This window comes from Nocardiopsis coralli, assembly GCF_014892575.1.
GTDB classification, from domain to species: Bacteria; Actinomycetota; Actinomycetes; order Streptosporangiales; family Streptosporangiaceae; genus Nocardiopsis; species Nocardiopsis coralli.
In genome coordinates this window covers 1-24,313 of record NZ_JADBGI010000034.1, presented here as the reverse complement: position 1 = coordinate 24,313, position 24,313 = coordinate 1, and the positions used below count along the sequence as shown (strand labels likewise).

Below are 24,313 nucleotides of genomic sequence, written 5' to 3'. Positions count from 1 at the left end.
GCGCTGCACTGCAACAGGCCGCCCCGCTGCCGGCCAGGGTGAGGCTTGACCTCGACCGAGGTCGAGCTCCTGGCGTCGGGGCACCTACTCGACATGGGGAGCATGCCATGAGCGTGACCTGGGCCTACCTGTTCCTGCACGGCGGAACCGACTCGGTGGCCGACCGTACCGTGATCGACCGGGAGGGGCAGCGCACGATGCTCGTCCCCGTGGCCGACCCTGCCCTCGCACCTGGGATCGCCGCCGATCTGGTACGCGAGGGGGCGACCCTCGTGGAGCTGTGCGGAGGCTTCTCGCTGGAGGCGGCGGCGTCGGTGCGCGCCGCGGTTCCCGCCGAGGCGGCCGTGGGGCACATGGTCTTCACCTCGGACTCGGTCCGGGCGGCGACCGCCTTCGGTGACGCCGCCCGGGCCGGCTGAGCACGCCCCGGACTACTGCGGGGCGCGGTCGGCGGGGAACCCGCCCGTGGCGACGGGTCCCCACCGCTGCGGGGTGACACGGACGAGGGCCTTGCCCTGGCGGCGCATCGCCTCGCGGTACTCGTCCCAGTCGGGGTGCTCGCCGGCGACGGCGCGGAAGTACTCCACCAGCGGCTCGACGGCGTCCTCACCGTCGACGACCTCGGCGACACCGTCGACCTGCACCCAGGGGCCGTCGAAGTCCTCCGACATCACCACGACGCTCGCCCGCTCGTCGCGCCCGGCGTTGCGGGCCTTGGCGCGCTCGGGGTAGGTGGACACGACGATCCGCCCCTCGGGGTCGACGCCGCAGGTCACGGGCGAGGCCTGGGGTTCCCCGTCGCGGCGCCGGGTGATGAGCAGCGCCTTGTTCCTGGCCCGCAGGAACTCCAGCAGTCCCTCGCGGTCGACGCGCGTGTTGGTGGCGATGGACGGGCTCATGCGGCGGGCTCCCCCCGGTCGGGCGTCAAGTGCGGCTCAGCGTACCGGCGCCAGGGTCATCAGCCCGCACCCGTAGGCCTTGGCGCGTCCGATACCGCCGCGCAGTGCCGCCCGGAGCGCGTCGGGGTCGGTGACGGTCAGCTGCCCGTCGAAGGTCGCCCGCACGAGCGAGACCCGGGTCCGTCCGCCGCGCCGCCGGTCGGGTTTGTCGAAGCCCGCCGCGCCGCTTCCGTGCACCAGGAGCTCGTACCCCTCGGGCGGCCCCTGCGAGCCCTCTTCCGGCACGTCCCCGGAACGCTCGACCTCGAACCCGAGCCGTTCCTGGCGCTGCAGCAGCCACCGGGCCTGGTGGTGCGCCGTGACGTGCGCGGTGACCTTGGTGGGTTCGCCGTCCTTGCGCCGGATGCTGTGCGTGGGGTTGGCGGTCAGCCGGAAGGCCCACCGTTGCCCGGGCGCCAGGCGGTCCAGGAACCCGCCGTACTCGTGGGTGTCCCACCCGGGCCCGTCGGCGTGCGGCCACCCGGCCTGTTCCACCAGGTGGGTCAGGTCGGGCCGGTCGGGTGAGACGACGTAGAGGTGGACCTGCGCGCGGTCGGCGCGGTCCAGGCGCCACAGCACGCGCGGCCCGTCGGCGGCGTCCGGCAGGGCGCGGGGGAACGATCCCATGACGGCGGCGTGTACGACCTGGGGGGACGACAGGAGTTTCCGCGCGGAGGACCGGTGGGTGTTGATGCGGAAACGGGTCAGGTACATCTGCGACCTTTCGATGCAGCGAGGGGGCCGAAGCACCCATCCAACCGCCCCCGCGCCGTGCCCGGGCCGTCCGGGGCACATCCGTCCGGTCCGGTTCCGGCCATCCCGCCGCCCCGGCATCCGCGCCCCACGTCAGCGACGCACCGGACCAAGAACAAAGCACCCGATCCGTACACGGACTTGACCGAACCGCCACGAAAGCCGTTGGTAACGTCGAGTGGCCGCCCGGTGGACCGTGCGTGGTCCCCGGGGCCCTGGTCCACGACAGTGGGGAGCCCGTATGCGAGCCGTGGTGTTCGAGGAGTTCCAGACGTTCCCGTCCCTGACCGAGGTGGAGACACCCGAACCCGGCCCGGGGGAGGTCCTGCTGAGGGTGGCCGGCGCGGGCGCGTGCCACTCCGACGTGAGTGTCTACCGCGTGTTCGAGAAGGGCGGCCCGGGTGCCCAGAACCCGCCGTTCACGCTGGGGCACGAGAACTCCGGCTGGGTCGAGCGTGTGGGAACCGGCGTCAGCGAACGCATCAAGGTCGGAGCGCCCTACCTCGTCTACGGCCCGATCGGCTGCCAGCACTGCCGCAAGTGCGCGAGCGGCCTGGAGACCTACTGCGAGAACGCCGCCACGCTCCCCTACCTCGCGGTGGGGCTGGGCCGGGACGGCGGGATGGCCGAGTACGTGACCGTTCCGGGCCACCACCTCATCCCCTTGGGCGACGCCGACCCGGTGGCCGCGGCTCCGCTGTCCGACGCCGGGCTGACCCCGTACCACGCGATCAAGAAGGCGCTGCCCCACTTGGAGGGCGGCGGCAAGTACGCGTTGGTCATCGGGCTGGGCGGCCTGGGACAGATCGGTGTGCAGATCCTGAAGGCCCTGACCGGGGCCACGGTCATCGCCACCGACCTCAAGGACGACGCCCGCGACCGTGCCGAGGCCAACGGGGCCGTCACGGTGGCCGGCGGCGAGGGCCAGGCCGAGCGGATCCGGGAACTGACCCGCGGCCGCGGCGTCGACGCGGCCTTCGACTTCGTGGGTGCGTCCCCGACCATCGCCACGGCGGCCGCGTCGATGGCGCAGGGCGGCCGTCTGTCCGTCGTGGGCATCGGGACGGGCACCCACGAGTTCTCCTTCTTCACCAACCCGTACGAGTCGTACGTGACCAACACCTACTGGGGCAGCGTCTCGGACCTGTGGGAGGTCGTCGACCTGTACCGGGCCGGGCAGATCCGCCCGGAGGTGGAGCGCTACAGCATGGACGAGGCTCTGGAGGCCTACCGCCGTCTGGAGGCCGGTGAGGTGACCGGCCGCGCCGTGGTGGTGCCCAACCAGAGCTGATCCGCCGGACGGCCCGCCCGCCGCGTCCCGCCGCGCGACGGGCGGGCCCTCGTGTGCGCGGGTGTGCGCGGGTGTGCGCGGGTTCCGCCGTCCTCCGCCCCCGTGTGTCCCCGACCACCCCCGGTCTTCCCCGCCCCGCCCGTCGCCTGCCAGGATGCCGAGTGCACTGACACGACGTGAGGAGAACGATGGATCTGGGGATCGCAGGGAAGGTCGCCCTCGTCACCGCCGCCAGCTCCGGGCTGGGCCGGGCGATGGCCGTGGCGCTGGCCGCCGAGGGTGTGCACGTGGCCGTGACCGGCAGGAACGAGGAGCGTCTGAAGGCGACCGTGCAGGCCTGCGCCGAGCACGGGGTGCGCACCATGAGCCTGGCCTGGGACCTCGCCGAGCACGACCGCGCCGAGGAGGTGGCCGCGCGTGTGGCCGGCGAGCTCGGCCCGATCGACATCCTGGTCAACAACACCGGCGGGCCGCCGCCCACCCCGGTGCAGGGCCAGGACCCGCAGCTGTGGCAGGACCAGTACGGTTCGATGATCCTGCCGGTGGTGCGCCTGACAGACGCCGTCATCGGCGGGATGCGCGAGCGGGGTTGGGGCCGGGTCATCACCAGCACCTCCTCCGGCCCGATCACGCCGATCCCGAACCTGGGCCTGTCGAACACGCTGAGGGCCTCGCTGCACGCGTGGTCCAAGACGCTGTCGAACGAGGTCGCCGCGGACGGGCTCACCGTGAACGTGATCGTTCCGGGCCGCATCGCCACGCCGCGTGTGGAGTCGCTGGACCGGGCGCAGGCCGAGCGCCAAGGTGTGGCGGTGGAGGAGGCCGCCGAGAAGAACCGCGCGGCGATCCCCGCCGGCCGGTACGGCGACCCGGCCGAGTTCGGCGCGGTCGCCGCGTTCCTGGCCGGGCAGCAGTCCGGCTACGTGACCGGGTCGGTCATGCGCGTGGACGGCGGCCAGATCCCGTCGGTGGAGTCCTAGCAGCAGTGCGGCGGGCGCCGTCCACCCCGGCGCCCGCCGCGTTCATACCGGCGTGGGGCGGTCCACGCGCCCGCCGCTCACGTCCTCACCGCTCGGAGGCGGGTGTCCCGCCCGACCCGGTGGTCGGCCAACGCCCCGGGGGCCAGGGGAGGAACGCGCTGGTACGGCGCGCGTACTCCTCCCACCCGGGCCGCCCGGACATGTGCTCGTCCAGCAGCCGCTGCCCGGAACCGCGGGTGAGCAGGTAGGTCATGACGATGGGCGCGGGCAGGGTCAGCAGCGCCCACCACGACCCGGCCGCGACCAGGAACAGCCCCCACCACACACACGCGTCGCCGAAGTAGTTGGGGTGGCGGGTCCAGGCCCACAGTCCGCGGTCCATGATGCGGCCCCGATTGGCGGGGTCGGCCTTGAACCGGGACAGTTGGGCGTCGCCGACGCTCTCGAAGGCGAACCCGAAGACCCACAGCGCCGCGCCCGCGAAGGCGACCCACCCGAGGGGTTGCTCGGTGTGCACGGCCAGCTGGAGCGGCATGGAGATGAGCCAGACCAGCGCGCCCTGGAGCAGGTACACCCACCGCAGGGCGTACAGGTTCCGGTTGCCGGGCGCGTTCGAGAGCATGCGCTCGTAGCGGGGGTCCTCGCCCTTGCCGCGGCTGCGCAGCCCGATGTGCACGGCCAGGCGCAGCCCCCACGCCGCGACCAGGGCGGTCAGGAGCCAGGTGCGGGCCGGATCGCCGGTGGACAGCAGCGCCCCGGTCAGGGCCACTGCGACGAAGCCCAGTCCCCATCCGGCGTCGACGACGCTGTGCCGGCCCAGGCGCACACCCACGGCGAAGACGGCCAGCATCAGGGCTGCCAGGACGGCCGCGGTCACGGCCAGGTTGAGCAGGAGACCGGCGGTGTCGATCATGCCTGCACCCCCGGGTGCTCGGGGCGGCGCAGCAGGATCTGGTCCACGCCCATGCGCCCCTCCTCGAAGGCCAGGGCTCCCCCGGCCAGGTACAGGCGCCACATGCGGGCGCGTTCGTCGCCGGCCAGGGCGGTGAACTCGTCGAAGCGGGTCTCCAGGGTGTGCAGCCAGGCGCGGGCGGTGCGCACGTAGTGCTCGCGCAGGGCCTGCACGCCGCGGGTCTCGAGCCCGCCGCCCTCGAGCAGGTCGATGGTGCGGCCGAGGGGACGCATGTGCATGTCGGGTGCGACGTAGCGTTCGATGAAGGGGCCGCCGCCGGGCTGATCGGCGCCGCGCGACATCTGCTGCACGAGGACCGGGCCGCCGGGGCGCACGAGCGTGTGCAGCTGGCGGGCCAGGATCTTGTACTCCGCCTCGCCGACGTGCTCGCCCATCTCGACGGTGGCGACGGCGTCGTAGGGCCCGCCGGCGACCTCGCGGAAGTGGCTCAGGAGCACCTGCACCCGGTCGCCGAGCCCGGCCTGCGCGGCGCGTTCCAGGACGTGGTCGCGCTGTTCCTTCGACAGGGTGACGGCGGTGACCCGTGCCCCGTGGTGGCGTGCGGCGTGCAGGGCCAGCGAGCCCCATCCGCAGCCGAGGTCGAGCAGGTGGTCGCCCTCGGAGAGTTCGAGCTTGCGGCAGATGAGGTCGAGCTTGTCGTGCTGGGCGTCGGCGAGCGTATAGTCGTCGGCGTCGCTGGTCCAGTACGCACACGAGTAGGCCATCGACGCGTCGAGCAGGAACGCGTAGAGGTCGTTGCCGGAGTCGTAGTGGTGGGAGACGGCGTCGGCGTCGCGCTCGCGGGTGTGCAGGCGTCCGCTCATGCGGGCCTCGCACTCGGGCACCGGCGGGGGCGTTCCGACCGCGCCCAGCGCCAGGAGCGTACGCGCGGTGCGGGCCCACTCACCGGGCCGGGGAACGCGGGTGCCGTGGGTGCGCACGTGCGCCCAAACTCGGCGCAGCGCGTCGGTGAGGTCGCCCTCGACGTCCAGGTGTCCGGCCACGTAGGCGCGGGCCAGGCCGAGTTCACCGGGACGGGCCAGCACGTGCCGCAGGGCGTCGCGGTCGTGCACGATCACCAGGGGTGCGTCGTCCGGCCCGGCCTCGCTGCCGTCCCAGGCGCGGATGCGGAAGGGCGGCGGGCCGTCGACGAAGGAGGCCGCGGCCGGCAGCAGGAAGTGGGCCGCCCCGCGCGGGTGCCGGACTGCGGGTGCCCCCGTGGCGTCGGCGGGGGTGTGCGGGGCGGCGGTCGTGGTCGCCATCAGTTGCGCTCCAGGATGATCTGCTCGACGTCGATGATGCGGGAACGGAATCCGGCCTCGCAGTAGGCCAGGTAGAAGAACCACATGCGCGCGAAGGTCTCGTCGAAGCCCAGGTCGCGGACCTGCTCGGCGGCCCCGGTGAAGGACTCGCGCCACACGCGCAGGGTGTCGGCGTAGTCGGTGCCGAAGGCGTGGCGGTCGGTGATCGCCAGGGAGGAACGCTCGGCCAGCTGTTCCTCGATCGCGGTGACCGACGGGATGAGCCCGCCGGGGAAGACGTACTTGTGCATCCACGTGTAGGAGCCCCGCGAGGCGCGCATGAGCCCGTGCTCCATGGTGATGCTCTGCAGCCCCACGCGCCCGCCCGGGGCCACCAGCCGGTCGAGCGTCTCGACGTAGGCGGGCCAGTAGCGTTCCCCGACGGCCTCGATCATCTCGACGCTGACCACGGCGTCGTAGGTGCCCTCGACGTCGCGGTAGTCGCACAGCTGCACGTCGACCGCCTCGCTCAGCCCGGCCTCGGCCACACGCTCGCGGGCCAGGTCGCGCTGTTCGGCCGACAGGGTGACGGAGGTGACGCGGGCCCCGCGGCGGGCGGCGCGCACGGCCAGCTCGCCCCAGCCGGTGCCGATCTCGAGCAGGTGGGTGCCCTCACCGACGGCGGCGCCGTCCAGCAGCCGGTCGATCTTGCGTTCCTGGGCGTGTGCCAGGCCCTCGGGGTCGCGGGGATCGTCGTCGCCGAACAGCGCGCTCGAGTAGGTCATCGTGCGGTCGAGGAAGAGCGCGAAGAGGTCGTTGGACAGGTCGTAGTGGTGGCTGATGTGCCGGCGAGCACCGCTACGGGTGTTGCGGTCCGAAGAAGGGCGCCGCGGCAGGGTGATGTGGCGCAGCGGTTGCAGCGGGCGCGGGATGAGGTCCTCGTAGGCCTCGGCCAGGCGGGTCAGCAGCGTGACCAGGTCCGGGGAGTCCCACTCCCCCGCCATGTAGGACTCGCCGAAACCGATGAGCCCGCCCGCGGCCAGGCGCCGGTAGAAGGACCGTTCGTCGTACAGCTCCAGGACCGGCCTGCCGTCGGTCGGTTCACGGTCGGCGCCGGTGCGCAGGTGGACCCCGGCTCGGTCCGCGGCGTGGCGGCCCAGGACCCGGGCGGCGCGGGCGCGCAGGTGCGCGTCGGGCACACGGGCGACGTCGGGCCAGCGTGCGGCGTCGACGGCGGGTGTGTGCGGGCTGGTGGTGGTCATCGTGGTGTTCCTGTCGGTGTCGGGGCCTTGTTCCGGTCGGGTTGCACGGGCAGTCCGCGCAGGTAGAGGCCGATGCCCTGCAGTCGGATGCGCGCCGCTGCCACGAGGGGGGCGAGCGGGTGGCGCAGGGCCGCACGGAGGAGGGCACCGGGCGTGGCCTTCCTACGGGTGCCGCGCACCGTGGCGGTGAACGGAGGATGGCCGTGGCGGTGCAGGGCCACGGTCAGGGACAGGCGGGGTCCGGGTTCGGGCAGGGTGAGCCGGTAATGGCCCTCCACCCGGTTGAAGGGTGAGACGTAGAGGGCCTTGTCGACGGTGGCGCGGCCCCGGTCGTCGGTGTGGACCAGGTAGCGGTGGCGGTCGCCGTAGGTGTTGTGGACCTCGGCGACCACGGCGCGCAGCCCGGTCCGGTCGCGGCACCAGTACACGGTCAGGGGGTTGAAGACGTACCCGAGAACACGCGCCTGGCACAGCATGAGCACACGCGGTTCCTCGCCGAGCGTGATGCCGTGCTCGGCGAGGAAGGTGTCGACCCCGGCGCGCAGGGTGGATGCGTCGCCGTCGCCGTGGTCGGCGGTGCGGAACCCGGCCAGGGGACGCAGCAGGAGGGGCAGCCGCGGCAGGTGGTCCAGGTCGACCAGCCAGTAGTAGGTGCGGTGGGTGAAGGCGTTGTGCACCGGTGCGGTGCGGACGTGCCCCACCACCGACTCGTACAGAGCCGGCGTGGTCGGGCCCGCGTGGTTCGGGGAGGTCGAGCTGCTCACCGTGGCTCCCATTCTCTTCCCAGGGAGCGGGCGGCCGCGGCCCCGGAGCGGCAGCCGTCCTCGTGGAACCCCCAGCCGTGGTGGGCGCCGGCGAAGGCCAGCACCCCGTCGTCGAGGTCGGGCAGCCGGCTCTGCGCGGACACCGAGGCGGGGGTGAAGACGGGGTGGCTGTAGTCCATGGCGGCCACCACCCGGTCGGGGTCGACGGTGCCGTCGTCGTTGAGGGTGACGACGTAGTCCCGCCGCGCGGGCAGCCGCTGCAGCCGGTTCATGTGGTAACTGACGCGCACCGGATCGCCGTCGGGTTCGCACGAGGGCAGGCGGTGGTTCCAGCTGGCCCAGGACGTGGTGTCGCCGGGCAGGACGCCGGGGTCGGTGTGCAGCAGGACCCGGTTGTGGGAGTACTCGAAGGCACCCAGGGTGCGGCGCTGTTCCTCCGTCGGGTCGTCGAGCATCGCCAGGGCCTGGTCGGCGTGGGTGGCGACCACGGCGGCGTCGAAGTCCTCGTGCTCGCCGTGCCCGGTCCTGACCCGGACGCCCCCGCGGGTCCGGGTCAGGCCGAGCACGGGGGTCGAGGTGCGCACGCTGTGCAGGTTCTTGGCCACACGTTCGACGTAGGTGTGCGAGCCCCCGCTGACCGTCCACCAGCGGGGCGAGCCCCACACGGTGAGCATGCCGTGGTGGTTCAGGAACACGAACAGGTAGCGGGCCGGGTAGTCCAGGGCGGTCCCGGCCGGGCAGGACCACACCGCCGAGACCAGCGGCAGCAGGAAGTGCGCGGTGAAGTAGCGGCTGAACCCGTGCCGGTCGACAAAGTCCCCGAGGGTGGGGCCGGCGCCGCTGTCGGTCTCCCCCTGTGCGAGCAGGCGGCGAGCGGCCCGGTGGAACCGCGGGATCTCGGTCAGCATGCGCAGGTAGGAGACGGAGCGGCGGGTGCGCCCGGGCAGCAGGGCGCGCAGTCCGCGTGCGCCCGCGTACTCCAGCCCGCAGCCCCGGCAGCTCACCGACATGCTCATCTCGGTGGGGGTGGTGTCCACGCCGAGCTCGCCGAAGAGCCGCAGCAGGTGCGGGTAGGTGGAGCGGTTGTGCACGATGAATCCGCTGTCGACGTGCAGGTCGCGGCCGTCCTCCTCGATGCGGTGGGTGTGGGCGTGCCCGCCGAGCCGGTCCTGGGCCTCGAAGAGGGTGACGTCGTCGCGGCGGTGCAGGACGTGTGCGGCCGTCAGTCCGGCCACTCCCGAGCCGATGACGGCGACCCGGCGCCGCCCTGCGGTGTGGTGCCCCGTTGCCATGGGTTCCCTTCGCTCACGTGTACACGGTGATGCCCGTGATTCGGAGCCGGGAAGAGGACGGATTGCTCCGGATTCGAGATTCTTCCCCGGAGGGCTTCGGGGAACCCGGTTCGCGGACTCGCCTGGACAGCAGAGCGATGGACCCCCACCCTGGGGTCCATGCGAATCCTGCGCCGTCTGAGGCGGATCGACGAGCGTGCCCACCGGCGCGCCACCTCCGTGGGACTCCCGTCCCTGGACCCCTACACCCCCACGTTCGTGCAGGCCACGGACAACATGGCGCCATGGTTCCTCGTGGCCGGCACCCTCGCGGTGACCGGCAGCCCGCGCCTGCGGCGTACCGCGGTGCGGGCGATCGCGGCGGCGGGGCTGGCCAACGCGGCCTCCTCGACCCTCAAGCAGGTCGTGCGGCGTCCGCGCCCGGACCCTTCGCTGGTGCCCGCGACCCGTTTCCCCTACCGCGACTACCTGAGCAGTTCCTTCCCCTCCGGCCACACCGCGGCGGCTGTGGGCTTCGCCACCGGCATCGGCTCGGACGCCCCTCGTCCGCTGACCGCTCTGGTGGGGTTGTTGGCCACGGCGGTGGCGGTCTCGCGTGTGCACAGCGGGGTGCACTACCCCGGCGACGTGCTGGGCGGCGCGGCCATCGGTGTGGGCGCGGGGCTTGCGGCGCGCATGATGCTCCCGCCCCGTCCGGAGCTGTTGTTCGGGGCGCGGGCGGTGGCGGCCCCGGACCGCGGCACCGACCCCGAGGGCGCGGACGTGACGGTGGTGCTGAACCCGCGGGCGGCCGACGGCGGCGTTCCCACCCCGCACGTGGCCGACACGACGACCCGGATCGCGCGTGCCATGCCCCGGGCGCGGATCGTGACGACCACGGCCGACGACGACATGGCCGAGGTGATGGACGAGGCCGCCCGCGGCGCGGAGGTGTTGGCGGTGGCCGGCGGCGACGGCACGGTCAACACGGGGGCCCGGGCCGCCCTGGAGCACGGGCGCCCGCTGCTGGTGCTGCCCGACGGCACGCTCAACAACTTCGCGCGCACCCTGGGCCTGGACACGGTGGACACGGCGCTGGAGGCCTACCGGGACGGGCGCACGGCACGTGTGGACGTCGGTGAGGTGGACGGGCGGATCTTCCTCAACACCTCCTCGTTCGGTTCGTATCCGCGCATGGTGGAGCGCCGGGACCGGTGGGCGGAGCGGATCGGCAAGTGGCCGGCGTTCGCGTCCGCGCTGCTGGCGGACCTGGTGTCGGTGGAGCCGACCCCGGCCGTGGTGGACGGGCGTCCCACGCGTGTGTGGTGGGCGTTCGTGGGTAACTGCCGCTACCGCACGCACGCGCGGGTACCCGCACTGCGCGAGAACCTGGCCGACGGTCGCCTGGACGTGCGGGTGCTGGAGGCGCGCTCGCCCTTCCCCCGGCTGCGTGCGGTGGCCGACGTGCTGCTGGGCCACCGTGCGCGCGGAGGCGGGTACACCGAGCGCCTCACGCCGCACCTGTCGTTGACGATCGCGGCGCGGCCGCGGCTGCTCGCGGTGGACGGCGAGGTGGTCGAGGGCTCGTCCAAGGTGCACTTCACCAAGCGCCCGGCGGCGCTGCGGGTGTTCGTGCCGGCGGTGTCCTCCGCCTGATGGGCGCGGGGCCGGGGCCACGCCGACGTACGGCCCCGGCCCGCCCCTGACGGGGTTCCGGCTCTTGCACCGGTGAAATCCCTGCCAATATGCGACAAGTCTCCCGAATGCTCCCGAGGTCCGCAAAAGGGACTGTTCTTGTGGTCGTCACACGCCATGTCCGTGAACGACGAAGGGGGCACGCATGGCAGAGGCGACGGAGCGGGAGACGGGGGTGCGCCGTCCCCGCAGCAACTGGGTCCCGTTGGGGGTGGCCGCCGGGGCCGTCGTCCTCCTGGGCGCGGGATGGCCGCTGCTGAACGCGGTCACCCCGAGCTCCCAGGCGCTGGCGTCCGACGACACCGTGGACCTGGGCTCGGGCGGCGACTACGCGGCCTCCCTGGACCTTCCCCAGGACGGCTGGAACGTGGACACCACCAAGACCATGGCCGGCCAGCAGTACGTGTTCACACGCGGCCCGGTCGAGCTCGACCTGGTCTCGATCCAGCCCCCGGGCGGGATGGAGGCCACACCCGAGGACCTGTGGTCGGGCATGGAGACCACCAGCCGGGTCGACGACGCGTCCGCGCAGCTGGGTGAGCCGGAGGCCGCCACGACACAGGACGGGACCCGGGGCCTGGTCGGGGACCTGCGCACCCAGGACCGCACCGAACGCGCCGCCGTCTTCCCCTCCCCCGACGGCAACTTCGCCGTGAAGATGACCCTCGGCGGTGAGAACGCCACAGGGGCCGATCTGGCCTCCGTGGAGGACGTCGTCGAAGCGGTCTCCTTCGAGCACCAGGAGGGGTCCTGATGAGCCACGCACCGCACGAACCCCGCAAGCACACACCCGGGGAACCCGGAACCGAGGAAGGGCAGGTGCCTTCCCAGCGCGGGCCCGACCACGAGGGCGTGGTCCCCGAGGACCGCACCCGCGAGACCGAGCCGGCCGACCGCGGGCAGGACGACCGCGAACCGGCCGACCACGGACCGGTCGGTGGGGAGTCCCCCGGTCCCGTCCACATCGGGCGCGGTGACCACGAACCCGGCCAACGGCTGCCCGCCCTGGCAGCGCTGGTGGTCCTGGCCGCGGCCTGCGCGGTCGGTCTGGTGCTGCTGTCGACGAACATGTTCGGGGCCCTGCGCGTCTACGCCGCGCCGGCCGTGCTGGCGTTCCTGCTGTGCGCGCTCACCTACGCGGTCGGGTTCTGGATCTTCCGGCGCATCCGGCCCGTGCGGGCACCCAGGCTGCCGGTGGCGGTCCTGGCCACCGTCTGGGGCCTCCTGGCAGCGACCGGCGTGGCCGCCTACGCCAACACCGGGATGGGTGGCCTGTGGGGACAGATCCTGGGCTACGAGGCCGCCGGGGCCTGGGGCGCGGCCCTGACCGCGCCCATCAACGAGGAGTTCCTCAAGCTCGCCGGCGTGGTCGTGATCGCGGTCGCCTTCCCGCACGCCCTGCGCGGGCCCATCGACGGGTTCATCTTCGGGGCGCTCGTGGGTGTCGGTTTCGAGGTGACGGAGAACTTCCTGTACGCGCTCCACTCGATCAGCCAGAGCGGCGCCCTGGCCCCGGCCACCTCGGTGACCGAGACGACGGTGATCCGCGTGGTCCTGACCGGGCTCGGCAGCCACTGGGCCATGAGTGCGATCGCCGGTACGGCCGTGGGTCTGCTGGCCGCGGTGGCCTGGCGGCCCGGCGCACGGCGGGCACTGGCCGCCGTGGGTCTGGTGCTGCTGGCGATGCTGGGCCACTTCTTCTTCGACTCACCCCTGCTGGGCGAGGGCCTGTTCGGCGTCGCCGCGAAGGTGGCGTTCGTCTTCCTGAGCGCGATGGCGGTCTACTTCACGATCCGCCACACCTTCCGGAGCCGGGTCAAGAGGTCGCTGTCCGAGCAGGGCAAGGACCTGGGGATGCGGCGTTCGGACGCCAAGGCCCTGGCCTCCCGGCGCGGCCGGCACAAGGCCCTGGCAAGCGTGGCCCGGCCCGAGCGGCCCGAGGTGCGCAGGCGCCAGGAACGGATGGTGGAGGAGGCCGAGGACCGGGCCGCACGGTACGCCGTGAACTGACCTCCGCCATCACCGACGGCCGTCGCCTCCCCGTGGGCGGCGGCCGTCTCCTGTGCGCAGCGTCAGGCCGGGTCGCGGATCCACCGGTGCAGGAGCGTGCCGTCGGCCTCCAACACCAGCCGCGGGAACAGGTGCAGATCGGCGGGGGTTCCCGCGGTGATGCGCTGGGCCTGCCCGCCGGCCATCAGCGGAACCACGGTGTGGCAGAGCTCGTCGAGCACCCCCGCGGCCGCCACGTCCGCCAACAGGCGCGGCCCGCCCTCGCACAGCACCCGGCGCAGCCCCCGCTCGTGCAGCACACGTACGGCCCGATGCAGGTCGACCTCGTCGTGCCCGGCGATCAGCACCCGCTCGGCGCCCAGCACGTCGCGGGCGCGCTGCAGCGCCTCCTGCCCCGCGGCCTGGCAGGTCACCAGGTACACGGCGCCCCGGTCGGGCACCTCCTCGGCAAGGATCGGCGGGACGCTCCCGCTCGCGCTGACCACCGCCAGCGCCGGGTGCGCGCCGCGCCCCTCGGCATGGGCCCGCTCGGCCAGCGCCCCGCTGCGCCGCGCCGCACGCCGGTACCCCTCGACCCGGGCGGTCCCCGCGCCCACGAGGATCACGTCGGCCAGGTCGCGCAACAGCGTGAAGACCCTGTTGTCGGCGTCGGTGTTGATGGAGGCCGTGCGCCCGTCGTTGCCGGCCGCGCCGCCGTCCACCGTCGCGACCATGTTCGCGCGCACCCACGCGCGCGCGGAGGTGTCGGGGTAGGCGTACAGGCGCTCCAGGCCGGCGCCGTCGACCGGGTCACCGGGGAACGGGCCGTCGGGCACCGCGTCGTTCAGGAGGACTCGCACGTCCACACCCCCACCAGGTACTGCACCCCGAACGGGTCGTCGGCGTACCGCACCCCGGCCCGTACCGGAACGCCGTCGAGCTCGACCGCGGCGGCCATGACCTGCCACGCGGCCCGCCCCGCGGCCATGAGTTCCTCGGCCAGGCCGGCGTCCAGCCCGGCCAGCGCGGCGGTGTCGCCCTCCGAGACCGCCCGGTGCACGGTGTCGTCGAAGGCGAAGGAACGCTCGTCCAGGTGACCGGGCGCCTTCACGCCGCGGCGCGCGCTGCCATCGCCCATGACCATCAGCCCGACACGTTCACCGCGTCCGGCCAGGCGCGCGGCCAGGGCGGCGACCTCCCCGGCGTCCGCGTCGCGGGCGACGGTGTGCAGCTCCACGGGCAGCTCGTTCCCGGTCTCGTCCAGGAGCCGCCGTGCCACCGCCAGGCTCAGCGGGAGCGCTTCGGCCTGCGCCACCCGTGGCCCGTCTCCCCCGTAGGCGCGCGCGGGCACAGGCGCGTCGTTGTGCTCACCGGTGGAGGTCCCGCCCCCGACCACGATCAGGCGGTCGGGCGCGGTCGCGGCGAGCTCGGCCAGCGCCCCGTGGCAGGCCTCGCGCAAGGGGGCGGCCACGTCCTCGCCCCCGGTCAGTTCCCGCAGCAGCAGCGGCGGGTGCGGGCACACTGCGGTGCCGACGATCATCGGTGCTTCCTTCCAGGCGGTGCCGTCCGTGGACGCGGTCGGGTTCCGGGGACCGGGCTCAGGCCAGGCCCCGGACGGTGCGGGCCGGAGGACGCACCCCGCGGATGCTCGCGACCATGTCCAGGACCTGCCGGGTCTCGGCGACCTCGTGGACACGGTAGACCTGCGCCCCGTGCCAGGCCGAGACCGCGGTGGCCGCCAGGGTCCCGGTCAGCCGTTCGCCCACGGGCAGGTCGAGGCTCTCCCCCACGAAGTCCTTGTTGGACAGCGACACCAGGACCGGCCACCCGGTGGCGACCATCTCGTCCAGGCGGCGGGTCAGTTCCAGGGAGTGCCAGGTGTTCTTGCCGAAGTCGTGCGCCGGGTCGATGATCGCCGAGGCCGGGTCCACGCCCAGGGCCACCGCGCGTTCGGCCTGGGCGACCGTGGAGTCGATCGCGTCGCGCACCACGTCGTCGTAGGCCACCCGGTGCGGACGGGTGCGCGGGGTGACCCCGCCGGTGTGGGTGCACACCAACGCTGCTCCCTGCTCCGCGGCGACCTCCGCCAGTCCGGGGTCGTGCCCGCCCCAGGCGTCGTTGAGCAGGTCGGCGCCGGCCTCGCACACCGCCTCCCCGACGGTGGCGCGCCAGGTGTCGACGCTGATGATCAGGTCGGGGAACTCGGCGCGCACCGCGGCGACGAAGTCCACGACGCGGCGCTTCTCCTCGTCGGCGTCGATCTCCTCGCCCGGTGCGGCCTTGATGCCGCCGATGTCGACGATGTCGGCGCCCTCGTCCACGACCTTGCGCACCCGTTCGAGGGCGGGCCCCTCGGCCCAGGTGGCGCCCTTGTCGTAGAAGGAGTCGGTGGTGCGGTTGACGATCGCCATGACCAGGGAGGTGTCGGCGCCGTAGTCGCGCCCGCGCAGTCTCAGCACCGGCCGGCCACCTCCCCGGCGAGCTGCGCCCCGGTTCCGTGCCCGGCCGGGGGCGGACCCACCCGGCTCGCCGGCCCTCGTTCCACGACCCCGACCTCGGTGGTCATCGTCTTCCCCCCGGTCCCGTACTGGTGCAGTTCCACGGTGTCGGCGCCCGGCCCCGCACCCGCCCGGCGGTCGGCGACCGCGAGGAGCTCGGTGGCCATGGCGCCGAGCCCGTGCAGGCTCTGGTGGTGGTGCCCCCGGCGCCCCATGCCGACCTGGGCGATCGCGTCCACACCCCGGCTCAGGTGGGTGTCCACGAGGGTGGCCAGCTCGACCCCGTAGCCCACCGGGACGGGTAGTTCACGGAGCAGGGAACGGCGGATCGCCCACTCCCCCGACAGCGGCTGGATGATGCCGGACAGCTCCGGCCAGCGCAGCGCGATCGTGGGGCGGGCGACGAGCTCGGTGACGCGGCCGCCCTCGTGGGTGGGGCGGGCGTCCTCGCGGTCCAGGACCCGGTCGTAGAAGGCCTTGACCAGCTCCACGCGGGGCTCCTCCAGCAGCGGCCCCAGGAGCCCGGACACGAAGTGGGTGTCCCACTCGACGAGGTCGGCGTCGAGGAAGACCAGGATGTCGCCGTGGGTGACGAACTGCGCCTTCCACAGCGCCTCGCCCTTGCCGCGGTGGTGGCCCAGGTCGGGGCGCACGTCGACGGTGCGGTGCACGCGCGCGCCGGCGCCGGCCGCCTCGCGTGCGGTGGCGTCGGTGGAGTCGGAGTCCATGACCACGATCTCGTCGAGGAGGGGGAAGCGCTCGACCAGTTCCTCGCGCACGCGGGAGACGATGCTGCCGACGGTGGCCTCCTCGTCACGGGCGGGGACGACCAGGCTGACGGTGGTTCCGGTGTCCCTCTTGAGCTCCACCAGGTGTCGCGGCGTCCACTCCGTGCAATGCCGGGTGTGCCGCTCGAACCAGCCGTCGTTCACCGTGCTCCTCCAGAAGGTTCCCGGGCCACAGGCACCGGGACGTGTGTCGCTTCGCTCTGCCCCGGCCGGTGTCGGTGCCGGTCCGGGGCGGCGGGCAGGGGCCGGGCCCCTGCTCCCCAGAGCCTACGCGCCGTCGCTCCGGGGGTGGGGTCGGGCGGGGGTGAGGCTCGCGACGACGCGGCCCGGGAATCCGCCCGGCGGCCCGAGCCCTGTGCGGCGGTCAGAGGGGGCCGGTCCCCAGTGCGGTCTCCACCATGCGGGCGGCGGAACCGACCGGGGTGGCGGGGCCGGTCCAGACAGCGCGCAGCTTGCGCCGCGGTGTGCCGTCCGCGACCGGGACCGGGACCAGGCGTCCGCCGGCGAGTTCGTCGGCGGACGCCAGCCGGCTCAGGATCGCCGGTCCTGCCCCGGCTCGGACCGCCCGGATGATCGCCGCCGTGCTGTTGAGCTCGCTGACCGGGCGCGCCGGGCCGAACGGTTCGAGCACCTCGTCCACCAGGGCCCGTGTTCCCGACCCGGCCTCCCTGATGACCAGGGGTGTCCGTGCCAACTCCGGCAGGTGGACGGCCCCGCCCCGGGCCGCGTGCGCAGCCCAGGGGTGGTCCGGTGCCACGACCAGCTCCAGCGGGTCCTCGCAGATGACGGCCTGGTGCAGGTGCTCGGGGACGGTCGGCGATTCGACGAACCCGATCCCGTACTCACCGGACACCACACCGGCGATCACACGCTCGGAGTTCTGCATGTCGAGCACGACGCTGATGCTCGGGTGGGACCGGTTGAGCCGGCTGATCCACAGGGGCGCGAGGTGCTCGGCGACGGTCTGCGAGGCCCCGACGGCGAGCTTTCCGGTCCCGTCGTGGGCCAGGGCCCGGGTCCCTGCGGCGAACCGCTCGAGGGAGTCCAGGACCTCCTGTGCCCACGCCGCGGCCAGCTGCCCTTCCCGCGTGAGTGTGGAGCCGCGCGGGGAACGGTCGAGCATCCTGAGGCCCGTCCGCCGCTCCAACATGGCGATGCTGCGCGAGGCGTTGGGCTGGGCGATGCCGACGCGGCGGGCCGCGGCCCCCACGGACCCGGAGTCGGCGAGGGCGGCGAGCAGTCGTAGGGAGGGGATCTGCACCCAGTCCGCCATCATCCCGGCCTCATCCATATCGCCACCATATGACCTCATGGTCGATCTCTCTCTACCGGACGTCCGGCAGCGGTCACAGCATGGGACCCATGTCGAACCCCCCTCTTTCTCCAGGTCAGGCCTTCGGGCGGCTGTCGCCCGGTCTGCTCGTCTGTTTCGCCGTCGGGGCACTCAGCACGGCGGCCGCCGCCCCGTTCGACGGTGTGAGCGGGCTGGTCGTCGCGATCGTCGTCGGGATCGTGTGGCGCAACTGCGCGCCCTACCCCCGTGTTCTGGTGCCGGGCGCGGCCGTGGCGGCAAAACCGGTGCTGCGCGTGGGGATCGTGCTGTTGGGCCTGCAGCTGTTGATCGGGGACGTTCTCGGGTTGGGGATCTGGGTGATCGCCGCCGTCATCGCAGCGGTCGGCCTCACCTTCTGGGCCACGATGGTGGTGGGGCGCCTGCTCGGGCTGGGCCTGAACCAGCGTCTCCTGGTGGCCTCGGGCTTCTCGATCTGCGGTGCGGCGGCGGTCGCGGGCACGGACTCGGTCACCGATTCCGACGAGCGGGAGGTGGCGACCGCCGTCGCCATGGTCGTGGTCTTCGGCACGGCGATGATCCCGCTGATGCCGGCGCTGGGGGCGCTCTCGGGCTTCACACCGGAGCAGACCGGGCTCCTGATCGGGCTGAGCACCCACGAGGTCGCGCAGGTCGTTGCCGCCGGTGGCATGGCGGGGGGCGGGGCCCTGGCCGTGGCGGTCACGGTGAAGCTGGCCCGTGTGCTCCTGTTGGTTCCGGTCCTGGCCGGGATCGCCTGGAGCCGGCGCGGGCGTGAGAGCGCTCCGGGTACTGCCGGCGGCGCGGACCGGAAGAAACGCCCGCCCGTCGTCCCGCTGTTCGTGCTGGGGTTCCTCGCCTGTGTGGCGTTGAGGAGCACGGGGGTCGTGCCGGATCCGGTGTTGGAGGCCGCCGGGTTCCTGCAGGCGCTCGCGCTCTCCACCGCGATGTTCGCCCTGGGGCTGAACGTTCACGTGAAGGCTCTGCTCGAGGTGGGGGTGCGCCCCGTCGCGCTGTCCGCGGTCTCGACGCTCGTGATCGTGCTCGTCAGCTGGTCGGCGGTGGTGGTCCCCGGGCTCTTGGGCTTCGACGCGGTCTGAGGAGCTCGTCCGGACGGCCCATCCCCCGGGCCGTGGGTCGGAACCGTGTCGCTTGGATCCCTGACACAGCCCGCCCGCGCGAAGACCATCGGGAGCTGCCGTATCGCGGGGTGGGTCGACTAGTCTGCAGGCCCCTCATCATTGACTGTTAGGCCCTCATGACAGACGACAGAGCGCACGGCCACGTCCCTCAGCCCCAGCTGGACACGTCGGTCCCCCAATCGGCACGCGTCTGGAATTACTGGCTGGGCGGCAAGGACAACTACCCGTCCGACCGCGCCGTCGGCGACCACATCCGTCGAACGAACCCCCACATCGTCGAGATCGCGGTGGCCGCCCGCGCCTTCCTCGTACGTGCGGTCACCCATCTGACCCGCGACGTGGGCATACGCCAGTTCCTCGACGTCGGCACCGGACTGCCCACCGCGAACAACACCCACGAGGTGGCACAGGCGATCGCACCCGATGCGCGTATCGTCTACTCCGACCACGATCCCCTCGTTCTGGCCCACGCCAGGGCCCTGCTCGTCGGCACCGACGAAGGCGCCACCGATTACATCGACGCGGACCTGCGCGAGCCGGACGTCATCCTCTCCCGGGCAGCACGGACCCTGGACTTCGATCAGCCCATCGCCCTGATGCTCATGGGGGTCGTCGGCCACATCACTGATGACGAGGAAGCGTATTCCCTCGTCCGACGGCTCGTAGCGGCTCTTCCCTCGGGCAGCCATCTCGTGCTGTACGACGACACCAATGTCATTCACCCCGAGACGATGAACGAGATGACGCGGAGCTGGAACGAAACCGGCCAGAACCCTCGGGTGAACAGGACACCGGAGAAGATCGCCGGGTTCTTCGAAGGGCTCGAACTCCTGGATCCGGGGGTGGTGTCCGTGAGCCGCTGGCGCCCTGACGAGGTCGAGGTGGGCGAGACCGTCGAGGTCGACGACTTCTGCGGGGTCGGACGCAAGCCCTGACACACCCGCAGGCCCCTCGTGACCTCACCGCACGGCGGCCACCACGCGGCGGGATCAGCCGCTGAGCGGGCACGAAGTCTCCGAAGCGCCACCGGGCACGAGGACCACCGGGACCACCGGAACGGCCCGCCTCACCGCGGCGGGCCGGACGGGCCGGACGGGGGCGCACTGTGGGCGCCCTCCGGTCAGCCGGCCGGTTCGCAGAAACGCAGAACGTTCCCGAACGGATCGGTGACCTCGACCGTTGGCCCGCCAGGAGCATCGCGGTCGATGCCGGGCCGAAGCCCCCGATAGGGACGTTCGGAGATGTCGGTGTGGAAGGCGGCGACATCGGCTACGGGGATCCACACCGCCGTGCCGGGCGTACCGTCACCGTGGTGCTCGGACAGGTCCAGCACGGTCTCGTCGCGACGAACCCGCAGGTACAGCGGCATCCCGGGCTCGAAGCGGTGCTCCCACTCGACGTGGAAGCCAAGGTGGTCGAGGTAGAACCCCCTGGCCAAGGGCTCGTCGAGGATACGCAGCACCGGAACCGCGGCGCCCGATCCTGTGCCCGATCCCGCGCGCGAGGCGGACAGCGCGGCCGATGCGGTGTTCCAGTCGGCGAAGCCGAGCTGCTGCGAGACGATCTCCAGCGCACGGCTGTGGGTGATGGCGACGTCGGTCGCGGCCAGGCTCCGTCGGAGCGCTCGCGCGGCGGCCTTGGCGTCGTCCGGGGTGAGATTCATGGGCTCTTCGCAATCCCGGTGCCGGAGATCCGGAAACCCGGAGGCCGACAGGCCTGAAGGTCCGGATCCGAGGATGTGGTCGGTGCCCGCATTGCCGTCCGGGGCACCGTGATGCTCACGAGAACCTCTGACAGAAGAACCGTGCGATGCGTTCACCGGACCGAGAACCTCGGCGCGGGCGGCGGGCCCATCGCGTGCCCCTGCCACCAAGGTACCTACCGAGCGCTCGGGCTCTGACGGACGCACGGCGAACCGAACAAGTCCGCTGAACGCCGCTGTCAACGAGTCCCAGGACCGCATGACCTCCGAAGCCCAGGCCGGCACCCGTTTCAGTCCGCGGCGGCCGAGGCGGCGTAGGGCGACCCGGGCATCGCCACCTCCGGAAGCCGCGCCTCGGCCTGTTCGAGGAGTCGCAGGCCCTCCGCCGGACTGTAACGGGTGCGGTCGAAGCCGGGGAGAGCGTCGCTTTCCCGCAAGCTCGTCACGTACGAGGTCAGGATCAGGACCGTCGCTACGGCAACGAACGACGCCGTCAGAACCTCGCTGGCAACCGCGGCGATCGGAGCCAAGACCAGCAAGCACACGGCCGCAAGGCCGATCTGGAGAAAGCTGGACCTGCGATAGATGAATTTCTGCTCGAGCTCGATGATCTTTCCACCGATCCCCGGGATCGAACGCCCCCAGATCCGAATCTCATTTTTGGAGCGGCTGAGCAGATCGTGCTTGGCTTCCTGCATCCGGCCCAGCGGTAGGTTCTCGCGGGCAAGCACGGCCGCAACGAGTCGGCGCCGCTCATCCGGGACGCGCCGCACAGCCTCGGACACCGCCGCAGCAGTGCGGCCTCGCGGCAAGAACAGGGTCGCCAGCTCCACCAGCTCCTCGACGGTTCCGCCCTGGCCCTCGACGTTGACCTCGTTCAGCACGTCCAGCACATCGACCTCGAAGACCAGCCGGTCGTCGGTGAAGGGCGCCGAGGCTTCCCGGGACCAGGCACGGTACGCCTCGACGACTTCGTGCGCCTCGCGCACGCTCGTGGCCGCGTCGATGTACCGCTCGCACGGGCGCCCCGGAACGCACCCGTGCCCGTCCGGGTCGGTGCAGTGGTGCAGGCTCAGGGGTTCCAACAGCCCCGCGGTGATCTTGGACCACAGCCGTTCCACCTGCCGCGTCCAGTCGGCGAGCGCGCCATTCTCGTCGAACAGGGTGTCGATGCCCATGTCCAGGTCACGGTAGACCGGCGACAGCTCCGGACCCATGTGCGCGATCACGTGCGCCACCATCCGGTCGGTCTCCTCCGGCGAGATGGGCCGCCGGGCCAGCAGAGCCCGCACCGGCGAGTCCGCGGGCAACCACCGGCGCAACGCCTGCCGCTGAGGCGCCGACTCCACAGCCGCACACGCTCCGCCCCAGTCCACCTGCATCGCCTCGGCCAGAGCGAACGGTTCAACGTACTCACGCCCCTGGAAGAGGAAGGGGCGCGCACCCGAGTTGCGGTCCGGATCCGGCGTGGACCCCACCCCGGCGCCGGCCCCGTCGGGCACACCGGTTCCTCGGCCACCCGCGTCCCCCTCTGGACGGGCCGCGGAGGCCCGCGGCGGCAGGGAGATCCGCCCGGTCCCCACGCCTTCTCCATGGCTCAGCACGACCCCGTGATCGACCACTTCGGTGGTCCCGGCTCCTTCGCCGACGCCTTTCAGGCGCGAAGAACCCCCGCCAAGGTCCTCGTAGCCCAGCAGCCATCCCAGCAACACCCGTGAACTCGGCCGCTCAGCGGGATCCTTGGCCAGGCACCGTTCCAGAACCGGGCGCAGGCTCGCCGGAACCCCGTCCAGATCCGGCTCGTCCATGAGCACCCGATGCATCACCGAGGCCTGCGAAGACCCGGCGAAAGCATCCGCCCCGGTGGCGGCGTAGGCGATCACCGCACCCCACGCGAACAGGTCGATCGCGGTGGTGACGTCCTTGCCCTCGAACTGCTCCGGAGCCATGTACCGAGGCGTGCCGATCAGCGCGCTCGCCGACGCACGTGTGCCCTCCAACGCCCGGGCGATCCCGAAGTCGATCACTCGCGCACCATCGGGCGCGACCATGATGTTCTCCGGCTTGAAATCACGGTGCACCACGCCCGCCGCGTGGATCGCTGCGAGCGCGGTGGCCGTGGAGACCGCGATCCGGTACAGCGCGCTCTCCTCGTACGGACCTTCCTCAGCGATCGCCCGCGCCAAGGTCTGCCCCGCCACATACTCGGTCACCACCCACGGCGGCGACCCATGCGGGGCCGCCCCCAGCACACGCGCCGTACAGAACGACGACACCTGCCGCGCCAGCTCCACCTCACGCGCGAACCGCTCACGGAAGTCCGCGTCCGTGGCGTGCCTGGGGTGCATGACCTTGACGGCGCCCTGTCTGCCCCGGCCGTCCTCGCCGAGGAAGACCGTGCCGAAGCCGCCTTCCCCGAGCGCGCGCACCAGGGTGTAGCCACCCAGTTCGGAACCGACATCGACCACTTGCGGTGCCTCCAGCATGACGGGGGATCGGGGGTGGCCCCAGCCGGGTCGGGAAGGCCGGGGCACAGCGATCGTACCGAGACCGGATACTCCCCATACAGCAAGTCGAGCGCACATCCGCACGAACGGCCAGACATCAACGCCGAAACCGGAACGGCCGAAGCGGTCGCAAATGCAAGCACGGGCCATTGTGGAGAAACGCTTCCCAGCGTCCGCCGCCTGTGGGAATCGGCCGGCCGCAGTAACGATTTGTAGGGGGGATGGAGGATCGACGGATCGAGAGACAGGTGACTACGGCACCGGGTTGTCGAGTTGCGGGGGTGTGGGTGTTCGTTGGTGTTGCCTCGGGGGTGGTGGTTCGTCGGGGTCGGGAACGATAGCCCGGCCGGCCCTGCGCGCAACCCGCGTCGGCGCCACCCCCTGATCTCCGGGTCGGAGTGGATGTGTCGGCGTTGTGCGTGGTTGGCCGGGGCGCCTCGGGGTGTGCGCTCCGGGCCTGTTCGCCGGGCTGACCCGACCCGCATCGACGAACCCCCCGCTCCCCCGAGGCCCCCGCCCGCAGCCAAAAGAACGGTGAGCAGAGGTGACGGCAACTACCTCACCCCCTGGGGTGCTTCATTGCGACCAACGGTCGAGGCGTGTGCGTGGTGGCTCGCTCCTGCGAAGACCAACAGCACAAGCAACGGCAACCGCACAGGCACGCCCCGCGCACTCCCGGTAGAGCATTGCGTCTCAGGGGTGACACGCGTGCGGATGGCCTCCGGGCCCCGGCCACTCCGAGTACGGCGTTGAGGCCGGGGGCAACACATGCGCGGGATCGGCCAGCCCCGATTGCTGGTGGGCCGAGTGGTACGGATGCCCTGTTCCGTGTCGTTGTTAGTGCTCACAACAGCACTGAGAACGTTGTCAGGTGCTCATAACAGCACTACCAACGACCGACAACGGCGGCTCGGGCACCGTTCTGGACCCCGTACAGGCCAGGCCGCGCGAACGTCCAAGCCCAATCACACCCCGGTGGGGTCAAGACCGGCCGCCACAGGTGTGCGAGCGGCGACCGTCTTCCGTGGAGATTCTCCAGGGGTTGCACTCGGTGCCGGTGGCCGCCGGCGGGGCGGGCGGCCACCACTGGGCGCGGACCTGGAGCACCTCTGAGGCCGAAGGCGCTCACACCACGGGCCCCGCCGGAGGTTCAGGCACCCTCGGCGCCAGCGGTGCTGCCGACACCGCTGGCGGGGGTGTTTTCGGTGCGGGAGTGGCGGTACTTGAGGCG

General features: G+C 72.4%; 22 protein-coding genes. 8 read left to right on the top strand and 14 right to left on the bottom strand.

What is annotated here, in order from left to right; all coding sequences use genetic code 11:
- Nucleotides 1-107 precede the first annotated feature (107 nt).
- Nucleotides 108-419: a DUF6506 family protein gene (locus tag IDM40_RS25905; RefSeq protein ID WP_193124698.1), complete on the top strand. Its 312-nt coding sequence runs from the start codon at nt 108-110 to the stop codon at nt 417-419.
- Nucleotides 420-431: 12 nt separating this feature from the next.
- Here the strand turns inward: IDM40_RS25905 and IDM40_RS25900 are convergent, their stop codons facing one another.
- Both IDM40_RS25900 and cas6e read right to left on the bottom strand, forming a co-directional pair.
- Nucleotides 432-899: a PPOX class F420-dependent oxidoreductase gene (locus IDM40_RS25900; protein WP_193124697.1), complete on the bottom strand. Its 468-nt coding sequence runs from the start codon at nt 897-899 to the stop codon at nt 432-434.
- A gap of 36 nt (nt 900-935) precedes the next feature.
- On the bottom strand, nt 936-1,652 hold the full coding sequence (gene cas6e, locus IDM40_RS25895; protein ID WP_193124696.1) for a type I-E CRISPR-associated protein Cas6/Cse3/CasE: 717 nt from the start codon (nt 1,650-1,652) through the stop codon (nt 936-938).
- Between the two features lie 280 nt (nt 1,653-1,932).
- Between cas6e and IDM40_RS25890 the strand changes: the two genes are divergently transcribed.
- Both IDM40_RS25890 and IDM40_RS25885 read left to right on the top strand, forming a co-directional pair.
- Nucleotides 1,933-2,982, top strand: a complete 1,050-nt coding sequence (locus IDM40_RS25890) for an NAD(P)-dependent alcohol dehydrogenase (RefSeq protein ID WP_193124695.1) — start codon at nt 1,933-1,935, stop codon at nt 2,980-2,982.
- A gap of 188 nt (nt 2,983-3,170) precedes the next feature.
- Nucleotides 3,171-3,962 (top strand): SDR family oxidoreductase, encoded by a 792-nt coding sequence (locus IDM40_RS25885; protein WP_193124694.1) that lies wholly within the window; start codon nt 3,171-3,173, stop codon nt 3,960-3,962.
- Between the two features lie 85 nt (nt 3,963-4,047).
- Here the strand turns inward: IDM40_RS25885 and IDM40_RS25880 are convergent, their stop codons facing one another.
- Genes IDM40_RS25880 through IDM40_RS25860 form a run of 5 tightly spaced genes read right to left on the bottom strand, consistent with a single transcriptional unit; the run spans nt 4,048 to nt 9,473 of the window.
- Nucleotides 4,048-4,875 carry a DUF1295 domain-containing protein gene (locus IDM40_RS25880; RefSeq protein WP_193124693.1) on the bottom strand — a complete coding sequence of 276 codons (828 nt, stop codon included), beginning with the start codon at nt 4,873-4,875 and terminating at the stop codon, nt 4,048-4,050.
- Nucleotides 4,872-6,176 carry an SAM-dependent methyltransferase gene (locus IDM40_RS25875; RefSeq protein ID WP_235997952.1) on the bottom strand — a complete coding sequence of 435 codons (1,305 nt, stop codon included), beginning with the start codon at nt 6,174-6,176 and terminating at the stop codon, nt 4,872-4,874. Before IDM40_RS25875 ends, IDM40_RS25880 begins: the two co-directional genes overlap by 4 nt.
- Nucleotides 6,176-7,417, bottom strand: a complete 1,242-nt coding sequence (locus IDM40_RS25870; protein WP_193124692.1) for an SAM-dependent methyltransferase — start codon at nt 7,415-7,417, stop codon at nt 6,176-6,178. The genes IDM40_RS25875 and IDM40_RS25870 overlap by 1 nt, the downstream gene beginning before the upstream one ends.
- On the bottom strand, nt 7,414-8,181 hold the full coding sequence (locus tag IDM40_RS25865) for a DUF1365 domain-containing protein (RefSeq protein WP_328807129.1): 768 nt from the start codon (nt 8,179-8,181) through the stop codon (nt 7,414-7,416). The genes IDM40_RS25870 and IDM40_RS25865 overlap by 4 nt, the downstream gene beginning before the upstream one ends.
- On the bottom strand, nt 8,178-9,473 hold the full coding sequence (locus IDM40_RS25860; RefSeq protein ID WP_193124690.1) for an NAD(P)/FAD-dependent oxidoreductase: 1,296 nt from the start codon (nt 9,471-9,473) through the stop codon (nt 8,178-8,180). The genes IDM40_RS25865 and IDM40_RS25860 overlap by 4 nt, the downstream gene beginning before the upstream one ends.
- A gap of 159 nt (nt 9,474-9,632) precedes the next feature.
- On the opposite strand from IDM40_RS25860, the gene IDM40_RS25855 reads away from it, so the two are divergent.
- The 3 genes from IDM40_RS25855 to IDM40_RS25845 all read left to right on the top strand — a co-directional run bounded on the left by IDM40_RS25855 (nt 9,633) and on the right by IDM40_RS25845 (nt 13,157).
- A complete protein-coding gene (locus tag IDM40_RS25855; protein ID WP_193124689.1) occupies nt 9,633-11,108 on the top strand; it encodes a bifunctional phosphatase PAP2/diacylglycerol kinase family protein in 1,476 nt (491 codons plus the stop codon).
- Between the two features lie 184 nt (nt 11,109-11,292).
- A complete protein-coding gene (locus IDM40_RS25850) occupies nt 11,293-11,901 on the top strand; it encodes a hypothetical protein (RefSeq protein WP_193124688.1) in 609 nt (202 codons plus the stop codon).
- Nucleotides 11,901-13,157, top strand: a complete 1,257-nt coding sequence (locus IDM40_RS25845; protein WP_193124687.1) for a PrsW family intramembrane metalloprotease — start codon at nt 11,901-11,903, stop codon at nt 13,155-13,157. The genes IDM40_RS25850 and IDM40_RS25845 overlap by 1 nt, the downstream gene beginning before the upstream one ends.
- A 62-nt stretch (nt 13,158-13,219) precedes the next feature.
- On the opposite strand, the gene IDM40_RS25840 is transcribed toward IDM40_RS25845, so the two are convergent.
- From IDM40_RS25840 to IDM40_RS25820, 5 genes are all read right to left on the bottom strand, one after another.
- Nucleotides 13,220-13,996 carry a pyrimidine reductase family protein gene (locus IDM40_RS25840; RefSeq protein ID WP_328807128.1) on the bottom strand — a complete coding sequence of 259 codons (777 nt, stop codon included), beginning with the start codon at nt 13,994-13,996 and terminating at the stop codon, nt 13,220-13,222.
- The gene (locus tag IDM40_RS25835) at nt 13,981-14,676 is read right to left on the bottom strand and encodes a class III extradiol ring-cleavage dioxygenase family protein (RefSeq protein ID WP_193124685.1); all 696 of its coding nucleotides are present in this window, start codon (nt 14,674-14,676) and stop codon (nt 13,981-13,983) included. Before IDM40_RS25835 ends, IDM40_RS25840 begins: the two co-directional genes overlap by 16 nt.
- 58 nt (nt 14,677-14,734) lie before the next feature.
- Nucleotides 14,735-15,595: a dihydropteroate synthase gene (folP, locus tag IDM40_RS25830; RefSeq protein WP_193124684.1), complete on the bottom strand. Its 861-nt coding sequence runs from the start codon at nt 15,593-15,595 to the stop codon at nt 14,735-14,737.
- Nucleotides 15,589-16,566, bottom strand: coding sequence for a glucosyl-3-phosphoglycerate synthase (locus tag IDM40_RS25825; RefSeq protein WP_193124683.1), 978 nt, complete (start codon nt 16,564-16,566; stop codon nt 15,589-15,591). The genes folP and IDM40_RS25825 overlap by 7 nt, the downstream gene beginning before the upstream one ends.
- 220 nt (nt 16,567-16,786) lie before the next feature.
- A complete protein-coding gene (locus tag IDM40_RS25820; RefSeq protein WP_193124682.1) occupies nt 16,787-17,713 on the bottom strand; it encodes a LysR family transcriptional regulator in 927 nt (308 codons plus the stop codon).
- A 71-nt stretch (nt 17,714-17,784) separates the two neighbouring features.
- Here IDM40_RS25820 and IDM40_RS25815 point away from each other — a divergent pair, with 71 nt between their 5' ends.
- Complete coding sequence (locus IDM40_RS25815) at nt 17,785-18,831, top strand: YeiH family protein (RefSeq protein WP_216631333.1); 1,047 nt, start codon at nt 17,785-17,787, stop codon at nt 18,829-18,831.
- A gap of 158 nt (nt 18,832-18,989) precedes the next feature.
- Complete coding sequence (locus IDM40_RS25810) at nt 18,990-19,808, top strand: SAM-dependent methyltransferase (RefSeq protein ID WP_193124680.1); 819 nt, start codon at nt 18,990-18,992, stop codon at nt 19,806-19,808.
- A 185-nt stretch (nt 19,809-19,993) separates the two neighbouring features.
- Here IDM40_RS25810 and IDM40_RS25805 read toward each other — a convergent pair whose 3' ends face one another.
- Together IDM40_RS25805 and IDM40_RS25800 are read right to left on the bottom strand one after the other, a co-directional pair.
- Entirely contained in the window at nt 19,994-20,536 is a 543-nt protein-coding gene (locus tag IDM40_RS25805; RefSeq protein WP_193124679.1) for a glyoxalase superfamily protein, read from the bottom strand.
- Between the two features lie 329 nt (nt 20,537-20,865).
- A complete protein-coding gene (locus IDM40_RS25800) occupies nt 20,866-23,061 on the bottom strand; it encodes a serine/threonine-protein kinase (protein ID WP_193124678.1) in 2,196 nt (731 codons plus the stop codon).
- Between the last annotated feature and the right edge of the window lie 1,252 nt (nt 23,062-24,313).